This window comes from Micromonospora sp. KC721, from assembly GCF_004348355.1.
Classification (GTDB): Bacteria; Actinomycetota; Actinomycetes; order Mycobacteriales; family Micromonosporaceae; genus Micromonospora.
Window position 1 is genome coordinate 1 of record NZ_SMJY01000046.1, and the last position, 20,603, is coordinate 20,603.

Consider the following 20,603-nt stretch of genomic DNA (forward strand, 5'->3'; position numbering starts at 1 on the left):
CCCCACCACCCCGCAGCCGCCGGTCTCGGGCACGCCGTACCCGCCGATGTCGGGTGTCGGGCAGCCGCCGGTCTCGGGCACGCCGTACCCGGCGGCCTACGACCCGAACGCCTCGATGCCGCCGGTGTCGGGCACCCCGTACCCGCCGGTCTCCGGTGGCGGCTACCCGCCGCCGGTGTCGGGCGTCCCCTACCCGCCGGTGTCCGGCACGCCGTACCCGCCGGCTTCCGGTGGCGGCTACCCGCCGCCGCCGTCCGGGCCGTACCCGCCGGCACCCGGTCAGCCGCTCGGTCCGCCGGTGCGGTCCGGCTCGAAGAAGACGGTGTGGATCGTCGTCGGCGTGGTGGTGGCGGTGCTGCTCCTGCTCTGCTGCGGCGGTGGGGTGGCGGCCCTCGTCACCGTCGGCAACGAGGCGGAGAAGAAGGCCAGGGAGATCGAGCGGTCCCTGCCCACCCCGAAGACGACCACGCTGCCGGAACTGCCCGGCGCAAAGCCCTCCACCGGCGCGCCGGACGACGGCGAGACCTTCAACATGAAGCCCGGCGACACGCTGGTCATCGAGGACGACGACGGCACCATCGAGATCACCGTCCGCAGGTTCAGCACCTCCACCAAGGCCTGCCGCTCGTACGGCCTGCCGCCCGAGAAGGGCATGTACCTGGTCGCGCACGTCACCGCCACGGTGACCGAGGGCAAGGGGTCGGTCAACCCGTTCTTCTTCAAGTGGGTGGCCGAGGACGGCACCAGCAGCAACGGCATCTCCGCGGCGCTCTCCGGCTGCGGCGGCGACCTGCTCGGCGCCGGCAACGGCCTGCCCAGCGGCAGCAAGCGTGCCGGGGTGGTGGTGTTCGACGTCAAGGACAAGACCGGCGTCCTGGAGTACGAGCACGAGTTCGAGACGGCCGGCTCCTGGAAGCCGTGACCGCCGCGTCCCGGTGAGTACGGGCCGGTCCTCCCGGGCGGGGACCGGCCCGTTCCGTTGCCGGTTGGCGGCGCGGGCAAGGACCGGGGGAGGTCACTGGGCCGAGCCGGCGAGCAGCCATCGCCCTACGGGAATCTCCAGCAGTACCCTTGTGTCGTCCGGCCGGGTTGTCGCCGTGACGTCCCAGCCCTGGTATTTGGCCGCGAACGCCCAGACGACCGCCTCCGGGAAGTCACCTCGATGCACCCGGGCGAGCCCTTCGGCCACCACCGGAGCCGTCCCGTCCTGCAGGGCCAGGGACACCCGCGGATCGGCCAGCACGTTACGTACCTTCACGCTACGGCCGTCGCAGCCGATCCACCACGTCCGATCGTGATGGACGAACCAGACCGGCGTCACGTGCGGCGAGCCGTCCCGGCGCGCCGTGCACAGCCAGACGTTCCGTTCCCGTTGCAGTCGGTTCTGGACAGTCGGATCCATCGGAGCATGGGACCACACCGGACCGTGCACACGCTCCTTCCGACCAGGTCGCCGGCCTGCCCCGGCACTGTCGTGGGTGGACGGCTCCGGCCGTACCCCCGCCGACCGTTCCGGTACGGGATGCGGCAGGCTGATCGAGCCGGCCGGTCGACGCCGGCCGGACCACGGGGAACCGACGGAGGATCACCATGCAGCGGATCAGGACGAGCCGGCGGACGTTCGGCAGGTTGGCCGGCGCCGCCGGGTTGGGAGCGCTGAGCGGCGGTGTCCTGATCGGAGCACCGAGCGTGGCGGCACCGACCTGGCGGGTCACCGGCAGGTCCGCGGCCTCGCTTCAACCCTTCGACGACGCCATGCGCAACTTCATGCAGGCCCGCGACATCTCTGCCGGCCAACTGGCCGTCACCTACCAGGGCCGGCTGGTGATGGCCCGCGGCTACACCTACAGCGACGACCCTGGGCTCACCGTCCAGCCGACCTCGCTGTTCCGGCTGGCCAGCATCTCCAAGTCGGTGACCGCCGCCGCGGTGGTGGCGTTGGCCCAGGACGGCAAGCTCAGCATGAACGCGCCGGTCACCTCGCTGGTCGACCTGGTTCCGCCGGCCGGGCAGCAGATGGACCCGCGCATGTCCCAGGTGACCATGTCACGCCTGCTGCAACACACCGGCGGCTGGGACCGCGGCCTCTCCGGCGACCCGATGTTCATGGACCGGACCATCTCCCGGGCCCTCGGCGTATCGATGGAGCTGCACCTCGACGACGTGGTCCGCTACATGTCCGGCCGTCCGCTCGACTTTGCCCCCGGCTCGCGCGTCGCCTACAGCAACTACGGGTACGGGTTGGCCCGGCAGGTCATCGAGAAGGTGAGCGGGCTGCCGTACGCCTCGTACGTCCAGCAGCGCCTCTTCGCACCGCTCGGCATCACCCGGATGAAGGTGGCCTGGAGCATCGCCCCGCTCACCGGTGAGGTGCCGTACCGGTCCCAGTACACGGGCAGCACCGTGCTCAACGAGACCGGGGACACCGTGCCCGCGCCGTACGGCACGTTCAGCATGCGGTTGCAGGAGGGGAACGGCCGGTGGGCTGCCTCCGCGGTCGACCTGGCCCGCTGGTCGTCGGCCTTCGACGCCGCCGGGCCGGTGTTCACCAACAGCTCGCTGAGCCGGATCTTCGCCCAGCCGGAGGTCGGGGTGAACCCGAGCGGCTGGTACTACGGCCTCGGCTGGCAGGTACGGCCGGTCAGCGGCGGCACCGGGCGTAACACCTGGCACACCGGCAGTCTGCCCGGGACCTCCACCCTGCTCGTCCGAGGCTCCAACGGACTGTCCTTCGCCGCGCTGTTCAACCAGCGCGACGACGCCTCGGGGTTGAGCTACTCCACGATCGACCCGGACCTCTGGGCCGCGTCGCGTCGGGTGACCAGCTGGCCCAGCCACAATCTCTTCCCGGCCTACTTCTAGGACGACGGCGACGAGCACGACGCACGGTGCGGCGTCGAGGGCCGCGCCGGTGTGGCGTGCTGCCGCCTCGGGCGGTGGTCAGGGTTCCCAGACCGTGATGACGACCTTCGCGGGTGCGTGCCCACCTTCGAGGTACCGGAGCGCGTCGGCCGCCGCGGGCAGCGGATAGGTGCGGTCGATCACCGGCGTCAGGGTGCCGGCTTCGGCCAGTTGGCCGAGTACCGCCAACGCTTCCCGACTCGGTGCCGCGGTCAGGACCAGCAGTCGCTGCCGGACGAATCGGGACAGCAGCTTGCCCCGCAGGATCAGCCGCATCGGCCCGAGGAGGCTGCCGCCCTGGTAGACGCCGCCGCCGGAGAGGATCAGCGTCCCGGTGGGGGTGAGTGCGCGCCGGTAGTCGGCCAGCGACCGATTACCCACGAGGTCGATCAGGACGTCGTAGCGGCGACCGTCGCCGGTGAAGTCCTCGCGCGTGTAGTCGACGACGTGGTCGGCGCCGAGGGAACGGACCAGCTCGACGTTCCTGGTGCTGCACACGCCGGTCACCTCCGCGCCGAACGCCTTGGCCAGCTGCACGGCGAAGGTCCCCACACCGCCTGAGGCGCCGTTGATCAGGATCCGCCGCCCTGGCCCGGCCTGGCCCAGGTCACGCACACCCATGAGTGCGGTGACCCCGGCGAGAGGTAGTGCGGCCGCCTGCTCCGGCGTCAGGCCGGCCGGCTTCGGCGCCACCAGGTCCTCGGCGACGCTGACGTACTCGGCGAGCGCCCCGTCGACCGGGCCGAGGTCGCCGTAGACCTCGTCACCGGGACGGAAGCGGGTCACCGCCGGCCCGACCGCCTCCACCCGACCCGCGAAGTCCCGGCCGCGGATCCGGGCTCTCGGCCGCATGAAACCGACGCTCAGCCGTGCCAGGCGGGGGTCGCCCCGCATCACATGCCAGTCGTACGCGTTGACGGCGGCGGCACGCACCCGTACGAGCATCCGGTCGCCGGTGGCGGCGGGGCGGTCCACCTCCTTGAACTCCAACGTGTCCGCTGCGCCGTACCGGTCCTGCACGATCGCCCTCATCGTCTGCCCCTTCCGACGAACGCAAAGGTGTACGGCGTACACCAGCATTGCCTCGACCATAGGCGTACGCTGTACACCTGTCAAGGGCGATATCGTCGACCCGTCACACGAGGGAAAGGCGGGCTCGATGGCCGAGCAGGCGGAAACGCTGCGCCGCGTCCCCCTGAACCGGGACCGGGTGCTCCGCACAGCCGTCACTCTGGCCGACGACATCGGGATCGAGTCGCTCAGCATGCGCAAGCTCGCCCAGGAGCTCGGCGTCGTGCCGATGGCGCTGTACAAGCATGTGACGAACAAGGACGAGCTGCTCGACGGCATGATCGACGTCGTCGTCGGCGAGATCGACCCACCGGAGGACGGCACCGACTGGAAGGCCGCGATCCGGCAGCGGATCCTCGCGGCGCGGCGGACCATGCTGCGGCACCCGTGGGCGTCGCGGGCGATCGAGACGCGCCAGGTCCCGACACCGGCAGTGCTCGCGTACCTGGACGCGATGATCGGCGCGTTCCGGACCGGCGGTTTCTCCGTCGACCTCACCCACCACGTCATGCACGCCATGGGCAGCCGGATCCTGGGCTTCACGCAGGAGCTCTTCACCCCCCAGGCCGCGCCGGCCGACCCGGCCGTCGTGGCGCGCGCGATGGCACCGACCTACCCCCACCTCGCGGAGATCGCCATGGCGGCGGCCCACGAGGACGCGTCGGTCGTCGGGTCGGGCTGTGACGACCAGTTCGAGTTCGAGTTCGCGCTCGATCTCCTTCTCGACGGCTTCGAGCGCCTCCACGAGCAGCATTGGACGTCTGCGCCCCGCGCTCGGGGCCACCATGCCGGTTGAGCGCCCGCCCACTCGCGTTGGTCCGTAGCTTTCCGGCCTTGTGCCCAAAGCCCACCTACCAAGGCTGGGCTTGGCTGACCAGATACGTGCTAGACAGCCGGGGCATGGCGGTGGACAAGCGGGAAATCTTCGTGCGGCTGGTCAATCTTCGCCCAGCCCAATGCCTTGTCCGGTGACCAGCGGCTAGCGGGATCGCGCAAGCCTCCATGTCACACTGCGGACCCAATCGCCGACTACACCCCGTCACTGCCGAGGCTGGTCGCGCTCATACCGGATCGCGGCAGATCCGGACATGTGATCAGGGCAGGTTCTCGGTCGGCGGCAGGCCGAACGCGATGAGGGAGGGTCGTGCTCGCGGTGGCCTGGCGAATGGAGACGACCTGGATCTCACGACCCACGTCTCCGGGTCATCGGGTGCGGATGAGGGCCGCGTCGAGGTGGTCGAGGTGATGTGAGATGGGGCCGATGGTGAGCATGCCGCTGCCCGCCCCGGCCAGCTCTTTGGCGGCCGGCGTGAGTTCGGTCCGGGCGCGTTTCATCGCCGTCCGGTCGTCCAGGGCGATTGCAGCGTGGGCGGTGAGGCACCACAGGGCCTCGAACAGCAGGTCGCGCGGCGGATCCGGGGTCTGACGCAGCGCTGCGGCGGCATCGGCCGGGCGGTCCCGGGTCAGCAGGACGAGCGGGCGTACCCAGGGCGTGTAAGGGCCCCAGTCGGTGTCATCGTCGAAGCGGACCGGGTCGCCGTGCCACACGCTCAGGCACAGCAACGCCAGCGGTAGGAGGCCCCGCTCAACGCCGGGCATGCCGGCGCTGGCGAGCTGTGCCGCCGCGTCGCGGTAGGCGGCTTCCGCGGCCTGTCGCGACGGCCCGGACGCGGCCAGCCGCAGTGCGCGGTACCACTGGGTGAACACGCCGACCAGCGGGCGGTCGTGCCGCTCGGCGAGCCGGTCCGCTGCGGCAGCGTGCTGGTCGCCGGAGGCGAAGTCCGCGAGCGCACTGCGGGCCTGTAGTCGGACGAGATGACCGAGGATCTCGAACGTCACCAGGCCGTGCCGGGCAGAGAGCGCGACCAGCTCTGCACCAATCTCATCCCGCTCGGGAGCCAAGCCCGCGCGGTGAAAGGTCTGCATGAACACGCCGTTCAGAGCGAAAGCCAGCAGGGCCGGATCGCCCAGGCGGCGCGCGATCCGCTCCGCCTCCTGGGCCGCCTCGGGCCCGCGTTCCGTGCGCGTACCGCGTGACTCCACCGCGATCGTGGCAAGCAGTCGGGCTCGGGTGGCCGCGGACGAGCCGGGGCGAAAGGCGGCCAGGGCCCGCTCGGCCGCCGCGACGATTTGCGCCGCCTGCGCCGGATCATCAGAGCGCGTCCAGATTGCGGGTACGTCGTAGCCGCCGATCACCCGGGCGGTGAGCTCAGGATCACCCAACTGCTCGCTCGCGGCGATGGCCGCGATCCGCTGCTCCCGCGCCGCCTCGAGTCCGCTCGCCCCCGTCACGGCGAGATTCCGCAGCAGGCCGACCGTGGACTCCAGTCGGTCCCTGGAACCGGACGCCACGGTACGGTCGTATGCCGCTGCGGTCTCCGCCCAGACCCGTTCCGGTCCCGGCGTACCGGCACCGTCGCTGACCCGATCGGCCTGGCGGAGGATGTCGGTCTCCAGGCGACGCAGTGGCGGGCTCGGATCGACGCCGAGTTGTTCCAGGAGCAGGCTGCGGGCTCGGCGCAGTACCGCAAGCGCGTCACCCTGGCGTCCCGCGCGGTACAGGGCAAGCGCCAGCAGCCGCCACGCCTCCTCCCGCCACGGATGCTCGGCCACGTGCGCGTCGAGATCCGCTACGACGTCGGCGGCGCGGCCGACGGTCAGTCGCGCCTCGGCCCGTTGCTCAATCGCGTTCAGCCGTAGCTGTTCGAGGCGGGAACGCGCGGCGCGCGCCCACGGCTCGTCGTCGAAGCCGGCGAACGCGGGCCCTCGCCACCAGCTCAGGGCACGATCGAGGTGATCGAGTGCCTCGTGCGGGGGCGCCGTGGACGCGGCGGCGACCGCCTGCTCGAACCGCCAGGCGTCGACCGCGTCCGGCGCCGACCGAAGCGCGTAACCCGGGCCCTCGGTGATCAGCAACCGAGCCGGCTCACGCGGTGGGCGCTGCGGCTCCAGGGCGCGCCGCAACGCCGCCACGAACGTGCGCACGGCGCCCACCGCGCCCGGTGAGGGCTCCTGCCACAGATCATCGACAAGGCGGCTGACCGGTACGACCCGGCCACGCGCGACGATCAGTCGCGCCAGCACCGCCCGGTGTTTCGGCCCTTTCAGGTCTATCGGCGCGCCGACGCCGTCAGAGGCCACGACCGACCCGAGAACACCGAACCTGACCTGCACTGATCGAACCCGTCCTTCCTCGCTTCGGCTCAACGTATCGCGCTCATCGGTTGCTCATCCGCGACCGGCACGCTGGAATCGTGCACCCGACGAGAAACGGACGATCATGACTTTTACCATTCCCGGGTTCGACTACCAGCGTGTCGCGGTCGACGATGACGTGGCACTGAACGTGGCGGTGGGAGGCACGGGCAGCCCGATCGTGCTGTTGCACGGCTTTCCACAGACCCACGTCATGTGGCGGCACGTCGCCGTCGACCTGGCCGCCGACCACAAGGTGATCTGTCCCGACCTGCGCGGCTACGGCGCCAGCGACAAGCCCGACGCGCGTGACGAGGACACGTACTCCAAGCGGACCATGGCCGCCGACATCGTCTCCCTCGCCAGCAAGCTCGGCCACGAGCGCTTCGCTCTGGCCGGACACGACCGCGGTGCCCTCGTCGCCATCCGCGCCGGCCTCGACCATCCCGCTACGATCACCCACCTCGCCACCCTCGACGTCCTGCCGACCCTGGACATGTGGGACATCCTGCATGGTTCTACCGCCGCAGTTGCCTTCCACCTCTACCTGATGGCCCAGCCACCCGGCCTGCCCGAGCAAATGATCAGCGCCAGCGCGGACGCCTTCTTCGGTTACTTCCTCGACGTATGGGGCCAGAACCCGCAGGCCATTCCCGCGGAACTGCGAGCGGAATACCTGAAAGCCTCGCGCGAGGCGGTCCCCTCCATCGTCGCCGACTACCGTGCCTCGGCCGGTATCGACATCGAACACGACCAGGCCGACCGGACCGCCGGGAACCGGCTACCCATGCCGGTCACCGTCGTCCAGCAGGACTGGGGAGCCGCACTCGGCTTCGACGCCGCCGCGCTGTGGCGCACCTGGGCCGCCGACCTGGAGCACCGCACCACGTCGGCCGGGCACTTCATGGCCGAGGAAGCACCTGGTGAGATCATCAAGGTGCTGCGCTCCCTGCTTGCGCGGTAGCGAATCATGTGCGGGTGCATCCTCAGCATCCGGATCCCCGCCGTGTGGGCGAGGTGTTTGAGTCGGCGGGTCGCGGCGTGCCGGTCCATCCGCCCACCATGGATGTTGCGCAGGATCGGCCCGGCGGTGTGCTCGTCGACGGCCCGGTCGATGGCTCGGGCCACTGCAGGTGGCAGCGGGACGAGGACGACCTTGCCGCCTTTGCCGCGGACGCGTAGGACCCGGTGGCCGTGCCCCTCGCCCAGGTCGGCGATGGTCGACCCGCAGGCTTCGACGATCCGCAAGCCGGTCGCGTACGACACACTGGCGGCCATCCGCAAATGCGACCGGCGCTGGGTCTCTGCCCTCCTCGGTCACGTACTGTGACGCCCGCTCGGCGGCAAATGAATGCGTCACTCTCCAAAAGATTTGGCGAGAAGGATCTCCAGTGGTTCGCCCGGTAGCAGGAGGCATCCGCGGTCGACGTAACCCAGGCGGCGGTATAGATGCTGGGCTTCTTCGCTCGCCAGGGTTGATGTCATCACCGAGCCATGGCCCGCTGCCCGCTGCTGGTTCTCCCAGTGCTGGATCAGCCGCGTGCCGAGGCCTTTGCCGCGGTGCTGCTCGAGAACGAACAACATGTTCATGAAGGGGATTTCGTCCCAGAAGAGGCCCCACCTGAGCCATCCCTGGATGGACGTGTCTTCCACGGCAACGGTGACTCGACCGACCTCGATGACCCTGTGGAGTTCCATCCGGTCGACGTGAAGATCCGCCTGGACGAGGAACGACACATCCCGATTGTCTGCCACGCGCAAGCTGATCGCCATGGAAGGACGATGACACAGGTCGCCTGCGACCCGTGTCGCACATCGGCAGGACCGGCGCTGGGTCTCTGCCCTCCTCGGTCACGTACTGCGACGCCCGCTCGGCGGCAGATCCGGATGCATCCTGGCGCGGATCTTCACGAAAACGCACCCGAGGCCGGCTGATCGGTCGCGAGGATCGGCTCATGGGCAGTCGTCGTCCCATGCTGCCGCGCTGATGCGCCAGCCGGCGTCGGTCCGCACGAACTGCATCGACTTCATCCCGCCGCCTGCGTACGGGACACCGTTCCTGCGGCCCTGCTTGACGTACCTCCCGAACCACTGCGCGATGTCGCCGAACACGTCCAGCCGGCCCAGCCGGGCCTGTTCGTGGAAGTCGGTGAGCGTGCCGTCGGTGAGCATGGCTCGCCGCGGCTGGATGAACGCGTCGACGTCGTACACCTCGGGTTCCGTGCCGCACGTCCGGACGATGACGGCTCCGGGCAGCATCGCGTCTCGAAGTGCCGCCATCTGTTCGTCGACTCTGGAGCCGGAGGTAAAGGCGTCGAAGTAGCAGCGGATGAGGGCGTGGATCTCCTCCTGGTCGCTGCTGGTCGTTGCCGGCGTTCGCCAGTCCTCCTCGGTCAGCGCGAAGAGGAGCTGGGTGGCCCAGCCGCCCTTGAACCAGACGTTGTCGGTCAGCCGCCCTTCCTGGGCGAAGCCGAGGCGTCGCAGGAGCCGGGCCGAGGACTTGTTGTCCTCGACGCACACCGCGGTGATGCGGTGCAGGCCCAGGTCCTCGAAGCCCAGGCGCAGCATCTCGGCGGCGGCTTCAGCGGCGTATCCCCTGCCCTGATGGGCGCGTGCGAGGACGAAGCCGAGCTCACCCTGCTTGTGCTCGGCGCTGGCCCACTTCAGCAGGACCTCGCCGATCACGGTCTTCGTCTCGCGCGACTCCACGGCGAGGACCAGCCACTGACCCGGTTCGGTGAGGGTCCCCTGGCCCAGCTTCAGGGTGAGCGCAGCGTTCGTCGACTCCCGGTCGCGCAGGGGCCAGGGAAGGAACCGCACGACCTCGGAATCGCCGTGGAATTCGAGCAGGTCGTCGAGGTCGTCGGCGCGGTGCGGCCGCAGCGCCAGCCGTGGCGTCAGGATCGGGTATTCGGGCCGGAACGCTTCGTGGATCATGCGACTCCTCGGGTCGTACTGGTGGTCAGGGCCGGATCGCGATCTTGACTGCCAGGCGGGTGTCCATGGCTCGGTAGGCGGTGGCGACGGCGTCGAGGGGGATCTCGGCAGAGAAGACGGGTGACGGGTCCAGTTGCCCGGCGAGGACGTCGGCGAGCAGGGGCTCCAGGTAACGGCGGGCCGGGGCGACCCCGGCCCGCAGGGTGATGTTGTGGCGGAACAGCCGGTAGAGGTCGACGCGGTCCACGCCGTTGGGCACGCCGACGGAGCCGATCGTGCCGCCGGGCCGGACAAGGTCGATCGCGAGGTCGAGGGCGGACTGGGTTCCTGCGCATTCGGCGACGCCCGGCACGCCACCCTCGGTCGCCTCCCTGATGAGGCCGACGGTCGCGAGGTCGTCCGCGGAGAAAACGTCAGTCGCCCCCATGCGTGTGGCGAGAGCGCTCCGGCCGGGGTGACGGCCGACGAGAATGATCCGTGCCGCTCCGGCCCGGCGTGCGGCGAGCGCCGCGCAGAGCCCGACGGCGCCGTCGCCCACGACGACGGCGGTCGCACCCGGCCGGACTCCGGCCAGCGCGATGGCGTGGGTGCCGGTCGCCATTACGTCGGTCAGAGGCAGCAGCCGGCGCAACAGCTCCGCATCGGCATCCGCACGCACCGGGACGAGCGTCGCGTCGGCGAACGGCACGCGGACCGCCTCGGCCTGGCCTCCGCCGTTGCCGCCACCCCAGAAGCCGCCGGCCGGGCAAGAGGTGAACCAGCCGTCGCGGCATGCGGGGCAGGTTCCGTCCGCGAAGGCGAACGGGGCCATTACGAGGTCGCCCGGCCGGACCCGGGCGACGGCCGCGCCGACCTGCTCGACGACTCCGATCCACTCGTGTCCCATGCGATCGCCGGGTGTGAACGACTCCTGGCCCCGGTAGGGCCACAGATCGGAGCCGCACACGGCGGCCAGGGACACCCTCACCACGGCGTCATCGCCGTGCTCGATCACCGGGTCGGGAACGTCCATGACGTCCACCCGGCCGGGTCCCTGCAGCACCGTCGCCTTCATGGTGGATCACAGTAAGCTGCAGCAGATCCGTCGCCCATTGCATTTCGACGGGATAGAGAGTCATCCACCGTCGATAAGGAAACGATCGCCCATGACAGCCGACAGATCGTCGTCCTGGGACCCCGCGGATCTCGCGATCATCCGGGAACTCTCCCGGGACGGCCGGATCAGCGTCGCCGAGCTGGGCCGCCGTGTGTCGCTGAGCCGCCCGGCGGTCGCCGAGCGGATACGGCGCCTGGAGGACTCCGGTGTCATCCGCGGCTACGGTGTCCACCTCGACCTCGCCCGGCTCGGGCTGGGCCTGCGCGCCCAGGTGTCCCTGCGTCCCCGGCACCGTTCCATCCGCGGTGCCAAGGCCCTGCGTGAGCAGTTGCTCGCCATCGGGCACGTGCTCTCGTGCGTCCATGTCACCGGGCACAACTGCTACGAGCTGAGCATCGCCGTGCGGGACGCGGAGCACCTGGAAGAGGTCATCGAGCGCCTCACGGAACTAGGCGACACCACCACCGGCGTCGTACTCTCCGAACCCGTGCACCCACGTGACGTGGACATCGCCGGATGGGTATCGAGAGACGGCGGTTGACGCCGCGATCGGCGACCGGGCGGAAGGATGCCTCGTGCAGTCCAAGGTCGAGCGGATCAAGGCTTGTCTCAACGGCGGCCGGCGCCGGGAACGAATTGCCGCCTGAACCGGCGGACGGCCCGGCCGGCGTCGGGTCGCCCTCGTCGCGGAACAAGCGCCGACGACCATCTGGCGCTCGATACATCGACGGATACCAGTCGGCGAGGCCAGAGAAGCGTCCGTCAAGTCAAGATCAGGTGCGCGCTCGTCGGCACGACCGGCGCTGGGTCTCCGCCCTCCTCGGTCACGTACTGTGACGCCCGCTCGCAGATCCGGATACTGGCATCGAGCTCGATAGCCATGCTGACATGATACTCATCGAAGGTGTATATTCGGCGGCCATGCGACCCGATTCGCGACCCGCGCTGCGGGAGCCCTCGTACTTCGTTCTTGCCGCCCTGCTGGGTGGCAAGCTGCACGGCTATGCCGTGATCAAGCGCGTGGCCGAACTGTCCGACGGGCGAGTGAAGCTCGCCGCCGGCTCGCTGTATTCGGTGCTCGACCGTCTGCTCGGCGAAGGCCTCGTCGCTGCGGCCGGAGAAGAGATCGTCAACGGGCGGGCCCGCCGTTACTACCGGCTAACCGACGAAGGGCGGAGCGTCCTCGCCGAGGAGGCCGACCGGCTTGCCCGAGCCGCACGCGTCGTCACGGACCGTCTGCCACGCCTGGGTCTGCTACCAGGCAGCCCGGGCCACCCCTCCAACGTAAGGATCATGCCAGCATGAGCACCGATGTCCTGGAGAAGCGCTACCGTACGCTGCTGCGGGCCTATCCCGCCGAGTACCGTCGCGACCGGGGTGACGAGCTGATCGACACCCTGCTCGGCGACGAACCGGACACTCGCCGCTGGCCCACCGTGCGACAGACCGTTGCCCTGCTCCGCGGGGCGTTGCGGGTGTACGGGGGCAGCACGTCGGCTCGACCTACCGCGGTGCTGTGCTGGCAGGGTATGCATCTGGGGGCGCTGTCGGTGCTGGCCCTCGGCGCCCTGATCGGGCTGGACGACCTCGTCGAGGCCTTCCAGTTCGGCGGTTTCCTCGACCCGCTCTCCGTCCTGCGGGACCAGGGAATCTTCGAGGTCATGATGCTGCTGGCCCTGGTGGCGCTCGCGGCCGGGAGGCTACGCGCCGCCGCCATACTCACCATGGCAGCCGTGGTCGTGCCGACCGCCGCCTCGCAGTACCTGTACCTCAACGGAATGCCGCAGTGGTGGGCACCGATCGTGGCCCTCCCGCTGATCCTGATCGGTCTGCGCCGCCCCGCCGACGTGCCGCCGGTCAATCGGGGCAACGCCGTCCTGGCCGCCATGTTCGTGCTCGGCCTGCACCTGATCCCCGCGGAGGGCCTGCGCAACTACTACCTGAGCGACCAACTCCCCGCCATCGTCTTGACAGTTCTCGGCCTGGCCGTGTTTCTCTGGGTGGCCAGCGCTGACCAGCGGCTGCTGCTCGCTGCCATCCCCACCCTGCTGCTGGGCAGCCTGTACCAGCTCCGCATCGGATCGACGAGCGAACTGCTGCACCGCCCGGATGCCCTGCCGTCCCTGGCGGTAGCCGTCGCCCTGGCGCTCGCCGCGGTCGTCGCGACCCTGCAGCGCCAGCGCACCCGCGCATGAGGCAGCGCGTGAGCATCGGGTCAAACATCTGAGCGAGGAATCAGTCGCTCTGTCGAGGAACTGGCAGAGAACGGCCACCCGATCACTCTGCACGGAAGACTCGAGCCCTCCCAAGGGGTATCGGGTGGCCACTGGGAAGAGACTAAGGTCGACCAGGCGGAACGACAGATGACCTTCCGTGAGTACGGCGAGCGGTGGCGGCTCTCGCGTCAGATCGGGCAAGCTCTCGACTACCAGCGCCACACGGAGTCCCGTCTTCGGCACCATCTCTATCCGCACCTCGGGTAAGCGGCAGGTGCGGGCGATCACGGTCACCGATGTACTGGAGTGGGTCGCGCTCCTGCTGCGCAACAACGTGGCGCAGTCCTCGGTGAAGACCTACTTTGACCTGTTCAACGCTGTCATGAACGCCGCTGTTGCGGACAAGGTCATCTCTGATAACCGGTGTAAGGCGGTACGGCTGTCCGCGATCCTGCGCGGGTTCTCCCGGGCACCGAAGTGGGTTCCGACCGATGAGGACATGCTCGCCCTGGTCGACGCCGTTCCCGACCGGTACCAGGCGGCCCTCTGGTGCGGCGCCGGTGAAGGGCTGCGCCTGGGTGAGGTTCGGCCTGGAGGACGAGGTGCGGTGCGTCGACCGGCCCCATCAGGAACTGCACGTGGTTCAACAGCTCCGCTTTCACAAGAGCCAGTACGGCGGCTTCTACCTCGCTCCTCCGAAGGCTGGCTCAGTCGGTGACGTGGACCTTGATGACCATGTGGCGCTGGTGCTCGCTGTGGCGTGGTTGGCGCAAAGCGGCGGGCTGGCCCGACGAGGGCACGTTTCACTCCCTGCGGCACTACTTCGCGACTCGCCTGAACACCTCGGGTGCCGACCCGACCGACGTGCAGAACGCCCTACGGCACTCCAGTCTGCGAATCACGCTGGAGACGTACGTGCACTGGTGGCCGAAGAAGAACCGCCGCCGCAACATCGTCAGCACGGCGCTTCGGGAGGCTGCGGGTAACGGCTCTGGGCTGGCGCTTCTGGGCTGAGTTGTACCGGATCTGTGCCAAACGATCAATGACCAGCGTTTCCGCTGGTCATTGAGTATATGGGTGGAGCTGAGGGGATTTGAACCCCTGACCCCCTCGATGCGAACTGGCGGCGAGCCGGCCGGATCGGGTGTCGTCCGAGGTCATCCGGCCGGCTGCCGCTTGTGTCGGCCGGATCCGGCCGGCACGGTTGCTGTATTTCGCTGCTGTACTTCATCGGATGCTCAGACGATGCCGAGGTTGGTGGCGAGTTGGGTGATCGTCGTTGGGGCGTCGGGGTCACGGGCGGCCTCTGCGACCACCGCCCGGGCCGCTGGTCGGTGGCGTACCTCGGCCGGTGCGATGGTGTCGGCCTGGACCAGGAGCCGGGCTGCGTTGGTGGGTTCGTTGGTCTGGAGGTAGGCGCGGGCCGTGTCGATCAGGTGCGCGGCTCGGTGTTCGACCGGCAGCCGCCGCCACCCGTCCCGGCCGGTTGCCTTCTCGTGCCAGGAGACCGCGCTCCGCCCGTCGCCGAGCGCGGTGGCGGCGGCGACCCGGGCCAGCTCGACGGCCGTCGGGCCGAATGCGGTCCGATGGTGATCGTGTCCGTCGCCTATTCGGTTGGCTACTTCGGTTGCCTCGTCCAGCAGTTCGCCCGCCGCGCGGTCGTCGCCGGAACGCGCCGCCATCAACGCGGCCTGCACCAGCAGCGACCCGCACAGCGACAGTTCCTGCGGCGTGCCGGCGTCGAGGTCGTACGGGGCGATCCGGTACGCGGCAGCCAGCATTACCGACCGCGCGCCTGCTGATGCCCTCAACACCTGACCGAGCTGCACCGCCGCAGCGGCCACCAGCACTCGATCGCCGGCCGCGGCGGACATCGCCCGGTCGGCGGCCAGCCACGCAAGGCTCGTCTCGCCCAGCTTCACCAGCAGTGCTGCCGTCACCCGGTACGCCTCCACCACCGCCGCCCGACCCGCCTCGGGCGACTGTGCGTGAGCGCGCTGGACATCGGCCAGCAGCTTCGGCAGCAGCTCGATCAACTGCGGGTATCGCGCGTGCTGGAAGGTGTTCCAGGCATGCCCGATCGCCACGGCCAGCCGATCAGGCGGTACTGGCGGGCCTGCCCCCGGCCGGCCGAGCGCCATCTCGTACGTCGACAACGCCGCCCGGATCCGCGCGATGCCCTCGCTATGCCCAACCGTGTCGATGGGCCGGGCATCCCGCCCGAGCAGCGTCCCGGTGTCGACCCGTAGGACGGCGGCGATGTCCCGGATGGTTGACACCCGCTCCAACCGCCGGACACCGCGTTCGACCTTGTCCACCCAGCTCTTCGACTTGCCAAGCCGGTCGGCGAAGGACTGCTGGGACAAATTTCGCCGCACTCGCAGGTACGCCACACGCCGCCCGATCGGCAGACGATCATCGCTCACGACGCCACCGCCGATCCGGCATCGCGCGGGTCGTCTCCTCCACCGGTATCCGCTCCGCCTCGGCCTGCGCGAGTATCCGCCGCTTGGCCGCCTCTCGTTCCGCCGCCTGCACCTGCTCACCGGCGCTGTCGCCTGGAGCGTCGTCGCTCATGCCTACCTCCGCAGTGCTTCCGCTCCTGCCTCGTGTGGGATCTACTCTGGTGACCGCGCGACTACGTTAGGAAGCACCTCGATGCTTTCAGGACCTTTCACAGGGGATCTGATGGATGACCTCGGTGCGCAACTGAGGCACGCTCGTGTCGAGGCCGGCGTCACGCTGGCCTCCATCGCGGCGCGTACCTGCTACTCGGCCTCGCACCTGAGCAACGTCGAAGCGGGACGCCGGACCGCGACGCCGGACATCGTGCTCGCCTACGCGCGAGCGTTGGGAGACGCGGACGTGAGACGCAGAGACCTCCTCGCCGCCGCCACCATCGGCCCGATCGCCGCCAACGAACTCATCCGCAACGGCTTCACCGCTGCACTGGCCGGCCACCGCGACAGCGCCGACCGCTGGCGTGATCGCGTCGACCAGTACGGCCGCGACTACATGGAAATCGGCGCGGACTCCCTGCAAACCAGACTCGCCAGCGACCTCGTGATCATGCAGCAACAGCTCGACAGCCCGACCATGTGGGCCAGCGCCGCCCGCGCCCTGACCACCTACGGCAAGACGACCAAGGAACCGACCGAGGCGATCGGCTGGTACGACACCGCACGCATCGCCGCCGACCGCTCCGACGACCTGGCCGTGCGTGTCTGGGTACGCGGTCGAGCCGCCATTGCTCTGGCCTACGAAGGTGCCGCCCTCCCCGTCGCGCAGCGCTACGCCGACGAGGCGATCGCCCTGTCCGACCGCCCCTCACTCGGCCGCCTCCAGGCGCTGATGGCCCGTGCGCACGTCGCCGCCGCACGAGGCGACACCGCCGCAGCGCTCACCTCCGACGAGGACGCCCAACGCGTCTTCGACCGGACCGCCTCACCCGACGGCGAGATCTCCGACGCCGCCGTACCCGCCTGGCGCATGGCCACCTTCCGCTCCATGCTCTACGCCCGACTCGGCATCGTCCGCCCCGGTGAGCAGGCCCAAACCGACGCCGACCGCCTCCGCCCCGCGACGCTGACCCGCTTCGCCACCCACATCGAACTACACCGCGCACTCATGATGACCAAAGCCGGCGACCGAGCCGGAGGACTGGCATACGCCCGACGAGCCTGGGCAGCCCTACCAGCAGACAGACGGTCACAAACCCTCGGACTCGTCCTGCGCGAAGTCGAAAGAGCCGCCCGCCACCGAAACTGACCCCTCGCTTGTAAGTTCTGGGCGCTCCGTCCGGCGCGGTCCGTGGAAGTCCGCGACCTCGGGCGACCGTCTGTATCCCACTGCCGGCATCTGCGCATGGTCCGGCAGGTTGCTGTCCTCGCTGCTGTCAGCGACCCAGTGCGGGGACCTCAGATCCGGCGATGAACTTCCTTCCCGCTAACACCACCGTACGGAAGCGGGACGCCCAAAGCCCGCCAGAGGTCACGGAGCACCCGTCCGAGCCGTTCGCTTTCGTCTGTCGACAACTCAGCGATAGGCATGCCGGCGGCCTGGTGCTCGCCGACGTTGTAGATCAGGTCGGCGATCGCCGTGGCTGTCGGTCGGTCAAGACGAAGAACGACTTCCTCTTCCTCATGCATGTCCGGCACCCTACGACCTGAGCAGCATCCGGCGTACAGGTCGACTCGTCCGTCGCCCACCAGGTCAGCCGCCTTCATACGGCGGCTGACCTGCTGTTTCGTTGGCCGCTACTGGTCGCCGTTGGTCAGCCTTGGTCGGCATTTGACGGCCTGGCGGCGGCCCAGACGGCCCGGGGACGGCCCAGTGAAGCAGTAGCTGCCCCTCCGGTCGGGGGCCTTCGCGTCGGGTGTCATTCGCATGCGATCCCGTCGCCGTCTCGGTCTAACTTGCGTGAGTAACCTGGGTCGCCTTTGCGGATGGGAGCCGCGCCGGCGGCTCGCACTGCCGAGCAGTTCGCGTAGTAGACATCGCCGTCTGGCGCGGGCCCGGTGTCGCCGTTGCCGCCGTCCGGCTCGCAGGCTTCGCCGTCGCCGTCCCGATCCAGAGCAGGTCGGAATCCGGGGTCTCCCTCGTACAACGGGTCCTTCCCGGCAGCACGCACGGCGTCGCAGTTGCGGTAGTAGGGCTCCTTCGGCTGCGGTGCCGCTGTGGTCGGCTTCGGCTTCGGCGCTGCGATCGTCCTGGACGGCTCAGCCACGATGCTGGGAGAAGCGCTGACGGCCGCCAAGGGGTCGGCGGTCGGCACTACGGCGGTTGACGAGGGTGACAGGCTTGGTGATGCGTTGGCCTCAGGCTCCTCGTCTCCGACGAGAGCACCTAGACCCGCAAAGCCGCAGCAAGCCAGCAAAACCCCGCCAACGACGATGGCGGCGATACCTCCGGCTCCCAGTTTCTTCGCAGGGGTCATCGGATCGTTCGGTACAGGCACCGTGATGGACGGGTTGGGCTGCTGAGTAGCCCACGGGTCCTGGGGCGGAACACTGGTCATGATGCGGAGTCTTCACAGGCGGTGTCCCGATCCATACCCGCTGATGGGTTGATCTCCTGTCGGCAAGCCGACTTCTTACGTGTGCGACCCCTCGCTTGTAAGTTCTGGGCGGGTCGTCCGGCGGGGTCCGTCCGCGTCTGCGAACTCGGGCAATTGTCCGGGCCTGGCCACCGCTGGCTGTTCTCGTCTCGGCCGGTTGCTGTCGCCGTTGCTGTCGGCGGCCCCTCCAGTCGTGCCGCACTGCCGGCACGTTGTCTCGCCGACGGCAGCGCCTGCTCGGACGCTACTCACGCTGGCGATCCAGCGTCCAGGTCGACTCATCCGTGGCCCTCCGCCGACCTATTCGGCGCATTTCTTCAAATACAGCAACTAGAAAGGCGGCTCATCCTCGAATTTCCATTCGGGGCTAGGCAGAGCAAGGAATTCCGAGTCAACAATTCGGCCACCCTCAGTCAGGGGCGGGCCGGGCCATTTACAAACCTTCGACATATCAATCAAGCCACCCGACAAGCCCACCCCTGCAAGATCGATACCATCGACTTCAAGTTTTGCGAACTGAAAGTTGACTAGACCACCCGAGATGTCCGACTCGCGCATAGAAAAGCGCTTAGCCGTGATATCAGCGAAAGAAAAATCTAGCTCGCCACCTGACATGCACACGACTATGGACATGCAGTAAGGGGTCTTAATCTCCGCACTATTAAACGAAACCCGTCCGCCCTTGATATGGAGCATTCGGTCCGTCAGGTAGTACCCAAAATTGATCGAAGCCGGAGAAAACTTAACCGACTTAAACACCAACGCACCCGAGTCAACCTGCGCTCCAGCTAGGCCAGGAACGCTTGCCATCCGCGCTCTCTCGAAGGAAACTTCACCCCCACAAAAGCGTGCATAACTTAGCACGACTACTGCTGAGATCTTCGCATCCGTAAAGTCGAGAAGGCCGTTCCTAAAGCAGGCTTCAGCTAGCTTGAACGTACTGCCCGTCACCGTGGCATGCCGGAATATGAGCCTCGTACCCGAGTCGAGGCGAAGGCCCGTCAAGTCTCCATCCTCAACAGCAGCCCCAGTAAAGTCGAAAGTGAGCCCGTCCCAGCGAACTTCCGCCCGCTCCGTAAGCCGCGAAGCGACAACCTGAAGGACCGTGCGCCGCACTTGGCGCTCTTGGTCAACCGTTCCATTGTCGTTAGTACCGACGCCTCCGTATGGCATTCTCAGATACCCACAAAGTACGTCTACGCAAGTCTGCCTGCCTTGGATCCAGTCATCAGCCAAGCCTGCCATAGAGTACACTCCGGCCAACCTGACCGCTGCCTTGTCAGAGCCCAGTTGTTCGGCAGCCTTGGCGAATCTTTCATTGAGTAACCTGACCCCGTTCCGCTCAACCTCTAAATCCGATCGAGCCTCAGCCGCCTTTGCCCGCTCGTCAGCCGCTTCAGCCAAAATCCTCGTCGCCTCCGCGCGCTCATCTGCAGCCTTAGCAAGAGAATTCGAAAATTCAGCGATGCGGTTTGCCGCCTCCGCGACACGTTGCCGACGATAGGCAACAACTAAAGCAATTGCGCCGCCAACGGGCAGGTTCGTCGTTGCCCGCCTTGATGGAACGAGGATGACGGATGCGGCCCACGCCTTCTACGAGTTCTCCGACGCGCTCCTCTTTCCTGCCTACTTTGGCTGGAACTGGGACGCGTTGTCCGACTGCCTCCGTGATCTGAACTGGTTACCGGCGGACGGGTATCTGATCGTGTTCGAGAACGCGCTCCAGTTGCTGTCGAGCAGTGCCGAGGATCAGCACACGTTATTCCGAATCCTGTATCAAGCCGTTCGGCACTGGGCGAGCCCGCTCGGCCAGCCGGAGGGCAAGGGCAGCCCATTCAAGGTGCTGCTGCTGTGCGACCGCGACGAGGAGGCGGCGCTGTTGCGGCAGGAGATCGCCTACGCAATCCATAAGATGCGATGAACCATTGATGCGCGCGACCGCCGGTCGGATCGCCTCCGGTGGGGTCACGCGGGTTGACGTGTCGGTGCCCGGTGCTAACGTGGTCCTCGTCGAGCACGCCAGCGCGGCCTTCCCGCCGGCTCGCTGAGACCGACTTCGGAGTTGCCGAGCGGCCTTCTTGCCGCTGATGCGGGTCACGTCCCGCCGGCTTTCGATCGCACCGGCCGCTGC

The 20,603-nt window shown here is 68.5% G+C and carries 22 protein-coding genes and 1 pseudogene; 11 read left to right on the forward strand and 12 right to left on the reverse strand.

Annotated elements, in window-relative coordinates:
- Window positions 1-922: DUF4352 domain-containing protein (locus E1182_RS11050; RefSeq protein ID WP_132263737.1), on the forward strand; the 922-nt coding region annotated here is incomplete at its 5' end.
- A gap of 93 nt (window positions 923-1,015) precedes the next feature.
- On the opposite strand, the gene E1182_RS11055 is transcribed toward E1182_RS11050, so the two are convergent.
- Window positions 1,016-1,402, reverse strand: coding sequence for a nitroreductase/quinone reductase family protein (locus E1182_RS11055; protein ID WP_132263739.1), 387 nt, complete (start codon window positions 1,400-1,402; stop codon window positions 1,016-1,018).
- Window positions 1,403-1,590: 188 nt separating this feature from the next.
- On the opposite strand from E1182_RS11055, the gene E1182_RS11060 reads away from it, so the two are divergent.
- Complete coding sequence (locus E1182_RS11060) at window positions 1,591-2,862, forward strand: serine hydrolase (RefSeq protein WP_132263741.1); 1,272 nt, start codon at window positions 1,591-1,593, stop codon at window positions 2,860-2,862.
- A gap of 78 nt (window positions 2,863-2,940) precedes the next feature.
- Here the strand turns inward: E1182_RS11060 and E1182_RS11065 are convergent, their stop codons facing one another.
- Window positions 2,941-3,933 carry an NAD(P)-dependent alcohol dehydrogenase gene (locus tag E1182_RS11065; RefSeq protein WP_132263743.1) on the reverse strand — a complete coding sequence of 331 codons (993 nt, stop codon included), beginning with the start codon at window positions 3,931-3,933 and terminating at the stop codon, window positions 2,941-2,943.
- Window positions 3,934-4,060: 127 nt separating this feature from the next.
- On the opposite strand from E1182_RS11065, the gene E1182_RS11070 reads away from it, so the two are divergent.
- Window positions 4,061-4,768 carry a TetR/AcrR family transcriptional regulator gene (locus E1182_RS11070; protein WP_132263745.1) on the forward strand — a complete coding sequence of 236 codons (708 nt, stop codon included), beginning with the start codon at window positions 4,061-4,063 and terminating at the stop codon, window positions 4,766-4,768.
- Between the two features lie 407 nt (window positions 4,769-5,175).
- Here the strand turns inward: E1182_RS11070 and E1182_RS11080 are convergent, their stop codons facing one another.
- The gene (locus tag E1182_RS11080; RefSeq protein WP_132263749.1) at window positions 5,176-7,146 is read right to left on the reverse strand and encodes a BTAD domain-containing putative transcriptional regulator; all 1,971 of its coding nucleotides are present in this window, start codon (window positions 7,144-7,146) and stop codon (window positions 5,176-5,178) included.
- 106 nt (window positions 7,147-7,252) lie between these two features.
- Between E1182_RS11080 and E1182_RS11085 the strand changes: the two genes are divergently transcribed.
- On the forward strand, window positions 7,253-8,131 hold the full coding sequence (locus E1182_RS11085; RefSeq protein WP_132263752.1) for an alpha/beta fold hydrolase: 879 nt from the start codon (window positions 7,253-7,255) through the stop codon (window positions 8,129-8,131).
- Between the two features lie 47 nt (window positions 8,132-8,178).
- Here the strand turns inward: E1182_RS11085 and E1182_RS32975 are convergent.
- The 4 genes and pseudogenes from E1182_RS32975 to E1182_RS11105 form a co-directional block, all read right to left on the reverse strand.
- Window positions 8,179-8,445 (reverse strand): annotated as a pseudogene (locus E1182_RS32975) (tyrosine-type recombinase/integrase); the annotation flags it as partial.
- A 78-nt stretch (window positions 8,446-8,523) separates the two neighbouring features.
- Window positions 8,524-8,940, reverse strand: coding sequence for a GNAT family N-acetyltransferase (locus E1182_RS11095; protein ID WP_132263754.1), 417 nt, complete (start codon window positions 8,938-8,940; stop codon window positions 8,524-8,526).
- Between the two features lie 180 nt (window positions 8,941-9,120).
- Window positions 9,121-10,104 (reverse strand): GNAT family N-acetyltransferase, encoded by a 984-nt coding sequence (locus E1182_RS32145; protein ID WP_243706158.1) that lies wholly within the window; start codon window positions 10,102-10,104, stop codon window positions 9,121-9,123.
- Window positions 10,105-10,129: 25 nt separating this feature from the next.
- Window positions 10,130-11,158 (reverse strand): zinc-binding dehydrogenase, encoded by a 1,029-nt coding sequence (locus E1182_RS11105; protein ID WP_132263757.1) that lies wholly within the window; start codon window positions 11,156-11,158, stop codon window positions 10,130-10,132.
- A 91-nt stretch (window positions 11,159-11,249) separates the two neighbouring features.
- On the opposite strand from E1182_RS11105, the gene E1182_RS11110 reads away from it, so the two are divergent.
- From E1182_RS11110 to E1182_RS32155, 5 genes are all read left to right on the forward strand, one after another.
- Window positions 11,250-11,741, forward strand: coding sequence for an Lrp/AsnC family transcriptional regulator (locus E1182_RS11110; protein ID WP_132263759.1), 492 nt, complete (start codon window positions 11,250-11,252; stop codon window positions 11,739-11,741).
- Window positions 11,742-12,088: 347 nt separating this feature from the next.
- Window positions 12,089-12,505 carry a PadR family transcriptional regulator gene (locus E1182_RS11115; RefSeq protein WP_243706159.1) on the forward strand — a complete coding sequence of 139 codons (417 nt, stop codon included), beginning with the start codon at window positions 12,089-12,091 and terminating at the stop codon, window positions 12,503-12,505.
- Window positions 12,502-13,395, forward strand: a complete 894-nt coding sequence (locus E1182_RS11120) for a hypothetical protein (RefSeq protein WP_132263762.1) — start codon at window positions 12,502-12,504, stop codon at window positions 13,393-13,395. The genes E1182_RS11115 and E1182_RS11120 overlap by 4 nt, the downstream gene beginning before the upstream one ends.
- Before the next feature lie 178 nt (window positions 13,396-13,573).
- Window positions 13,574-14,134 carry a hypothetical protein gene (locus E1182_RS32150; protein WP_243706160.1) on the forward strand — a complete coding sequence of 187 codons (561 nt, stop codon included), beginning with the start codon at window positions 13,574-13,576 and terminating at the stop codon, window positions 14,132-14,134.
- Window positions 14,131-14,430 carry a tyrosine-type recombinase/integrase gene (locus tag E1182_RS32155; protein WP_243706161.1) on the forward strand — a complete coding sequence of 100 codons (300 nt, stop codon included), beginning with the start codon at window positions 14,131-14,133 and terminating at the stop codon, window positions 14,428-14,430. Before E1182_RS32150 ends, E1182_RS32155 begins: the two co-directional genes overlap by 4 nt.
- Window positions 14,431-14,654: 224 nt before the next feature.
- On the opposite strand, the gene E1182_RS11130 is transcribed toward E1182_RS32155, so the two are convergent.
- Window positions 14,655-15,842 carry a helix-turn-helix domain-containing protein gene (locus tag E1182_RS11130; RefSeq protein WP_243706162.1) on the reverse strand — a complete coding sequence of 396 codons (1,188 nt, stop codon included), beginning with the start codon at window positions 15,840-15,842 and terminating at the stop codon, window positions 14,655-14,657.
- On the reverse strand, window positions 15,832-15,993 hold the full coding sequence (locus E1182_RS31050) for a hypothetical protein (RefSeq protein WP_165942580.1): 162 nt from the start codon (window positions 15,991-15,993) through the stop codon (window positions 15,832-15,834). Before E1182_RS31050 ends, E1182_RS11130 begins: the two co-directional genes overlap by 11 nt.
- Window positions 15,994-16,104: 111 nt before the next feature.
- Here E1182_RS31050 and E1182_RS11135 point away from each other — a divergent pair, with 111 nt between their 5' ends.
- On the forward strand, window positions 16,105-17,184 hold the full coding sequence (locus E1182_RS11135) for a helix-turn-helix domain-containing protein (RefSeq protein ID WP_132263765.1): 1,080 nt from the start codon (window positions 16,105-16,107) through the stop codon (window positions 17,182-17,184).
- 149 nt (window positions 17,185-17,333) lie between these two features.
- On the opposite strand, the gene E1182_RS11140 is transcribed toward E1182_RS11135, so the two are convergent.
- From E1182_RS11140 to E1182_RS11150, 3 genes are all read right to left on the reverse strand, one after another.
- Window positions 17,334-17,564, reverse strand: coding sequence for a hypothetical protein (locus tag E1182_RS11140; protein ID WP_243706163.1), 231 nt, complete (start codon window positions 17,562-17,564; stop codon window positions 17,334-17,336).
- A 230-nt stretch (window positions 17,565-17,794) separates the two neighbouring features.
- Window positions 17,795-18,352 carry an excalibur calcium-binding domain-containing protein gene (locus E1182_RS11145; RefSeq protein WP_132263770.1) on the reverse strand — a complete coding sequence of 186 codons (558 nt, stop codon included), beginning with the start codon at window positions 18,350-18,352 and terminating at the stop codon, window positions 17,795-17,797.
- Window positions 18,353-18,802: 450 nt separating this feature from the next.
- Window positions 18,803-19,423, reverse strand: a complete 621-nt coding sequence (locus tag E1182_RS11150; RefSeq protein WP_132263772.1) for a hypothetical protein — start codon at window positions 19,421-19,423, stop codon at window positions 18,803-18,805.
- Between the two features lie 568 nt (window positions 19,424-19,991).
- Between E1182_RS11150 and E1182_RS11155 the strand changes: the two genes are divergently transcribed.
- Window positions 19,992-20,393: a barstar family protein gene (locus E1182_RS11155; protein ID WP_256370827.1), complete on the forward strand. Its 402-nt coding sequence runs from the start codon at window positions 19,992-19,994 to the stop codon at window positions 20,391-20,393.
- The last annotated feature ends 210 nt before the right edge of the window (window positions 20,394-20,603 follow it).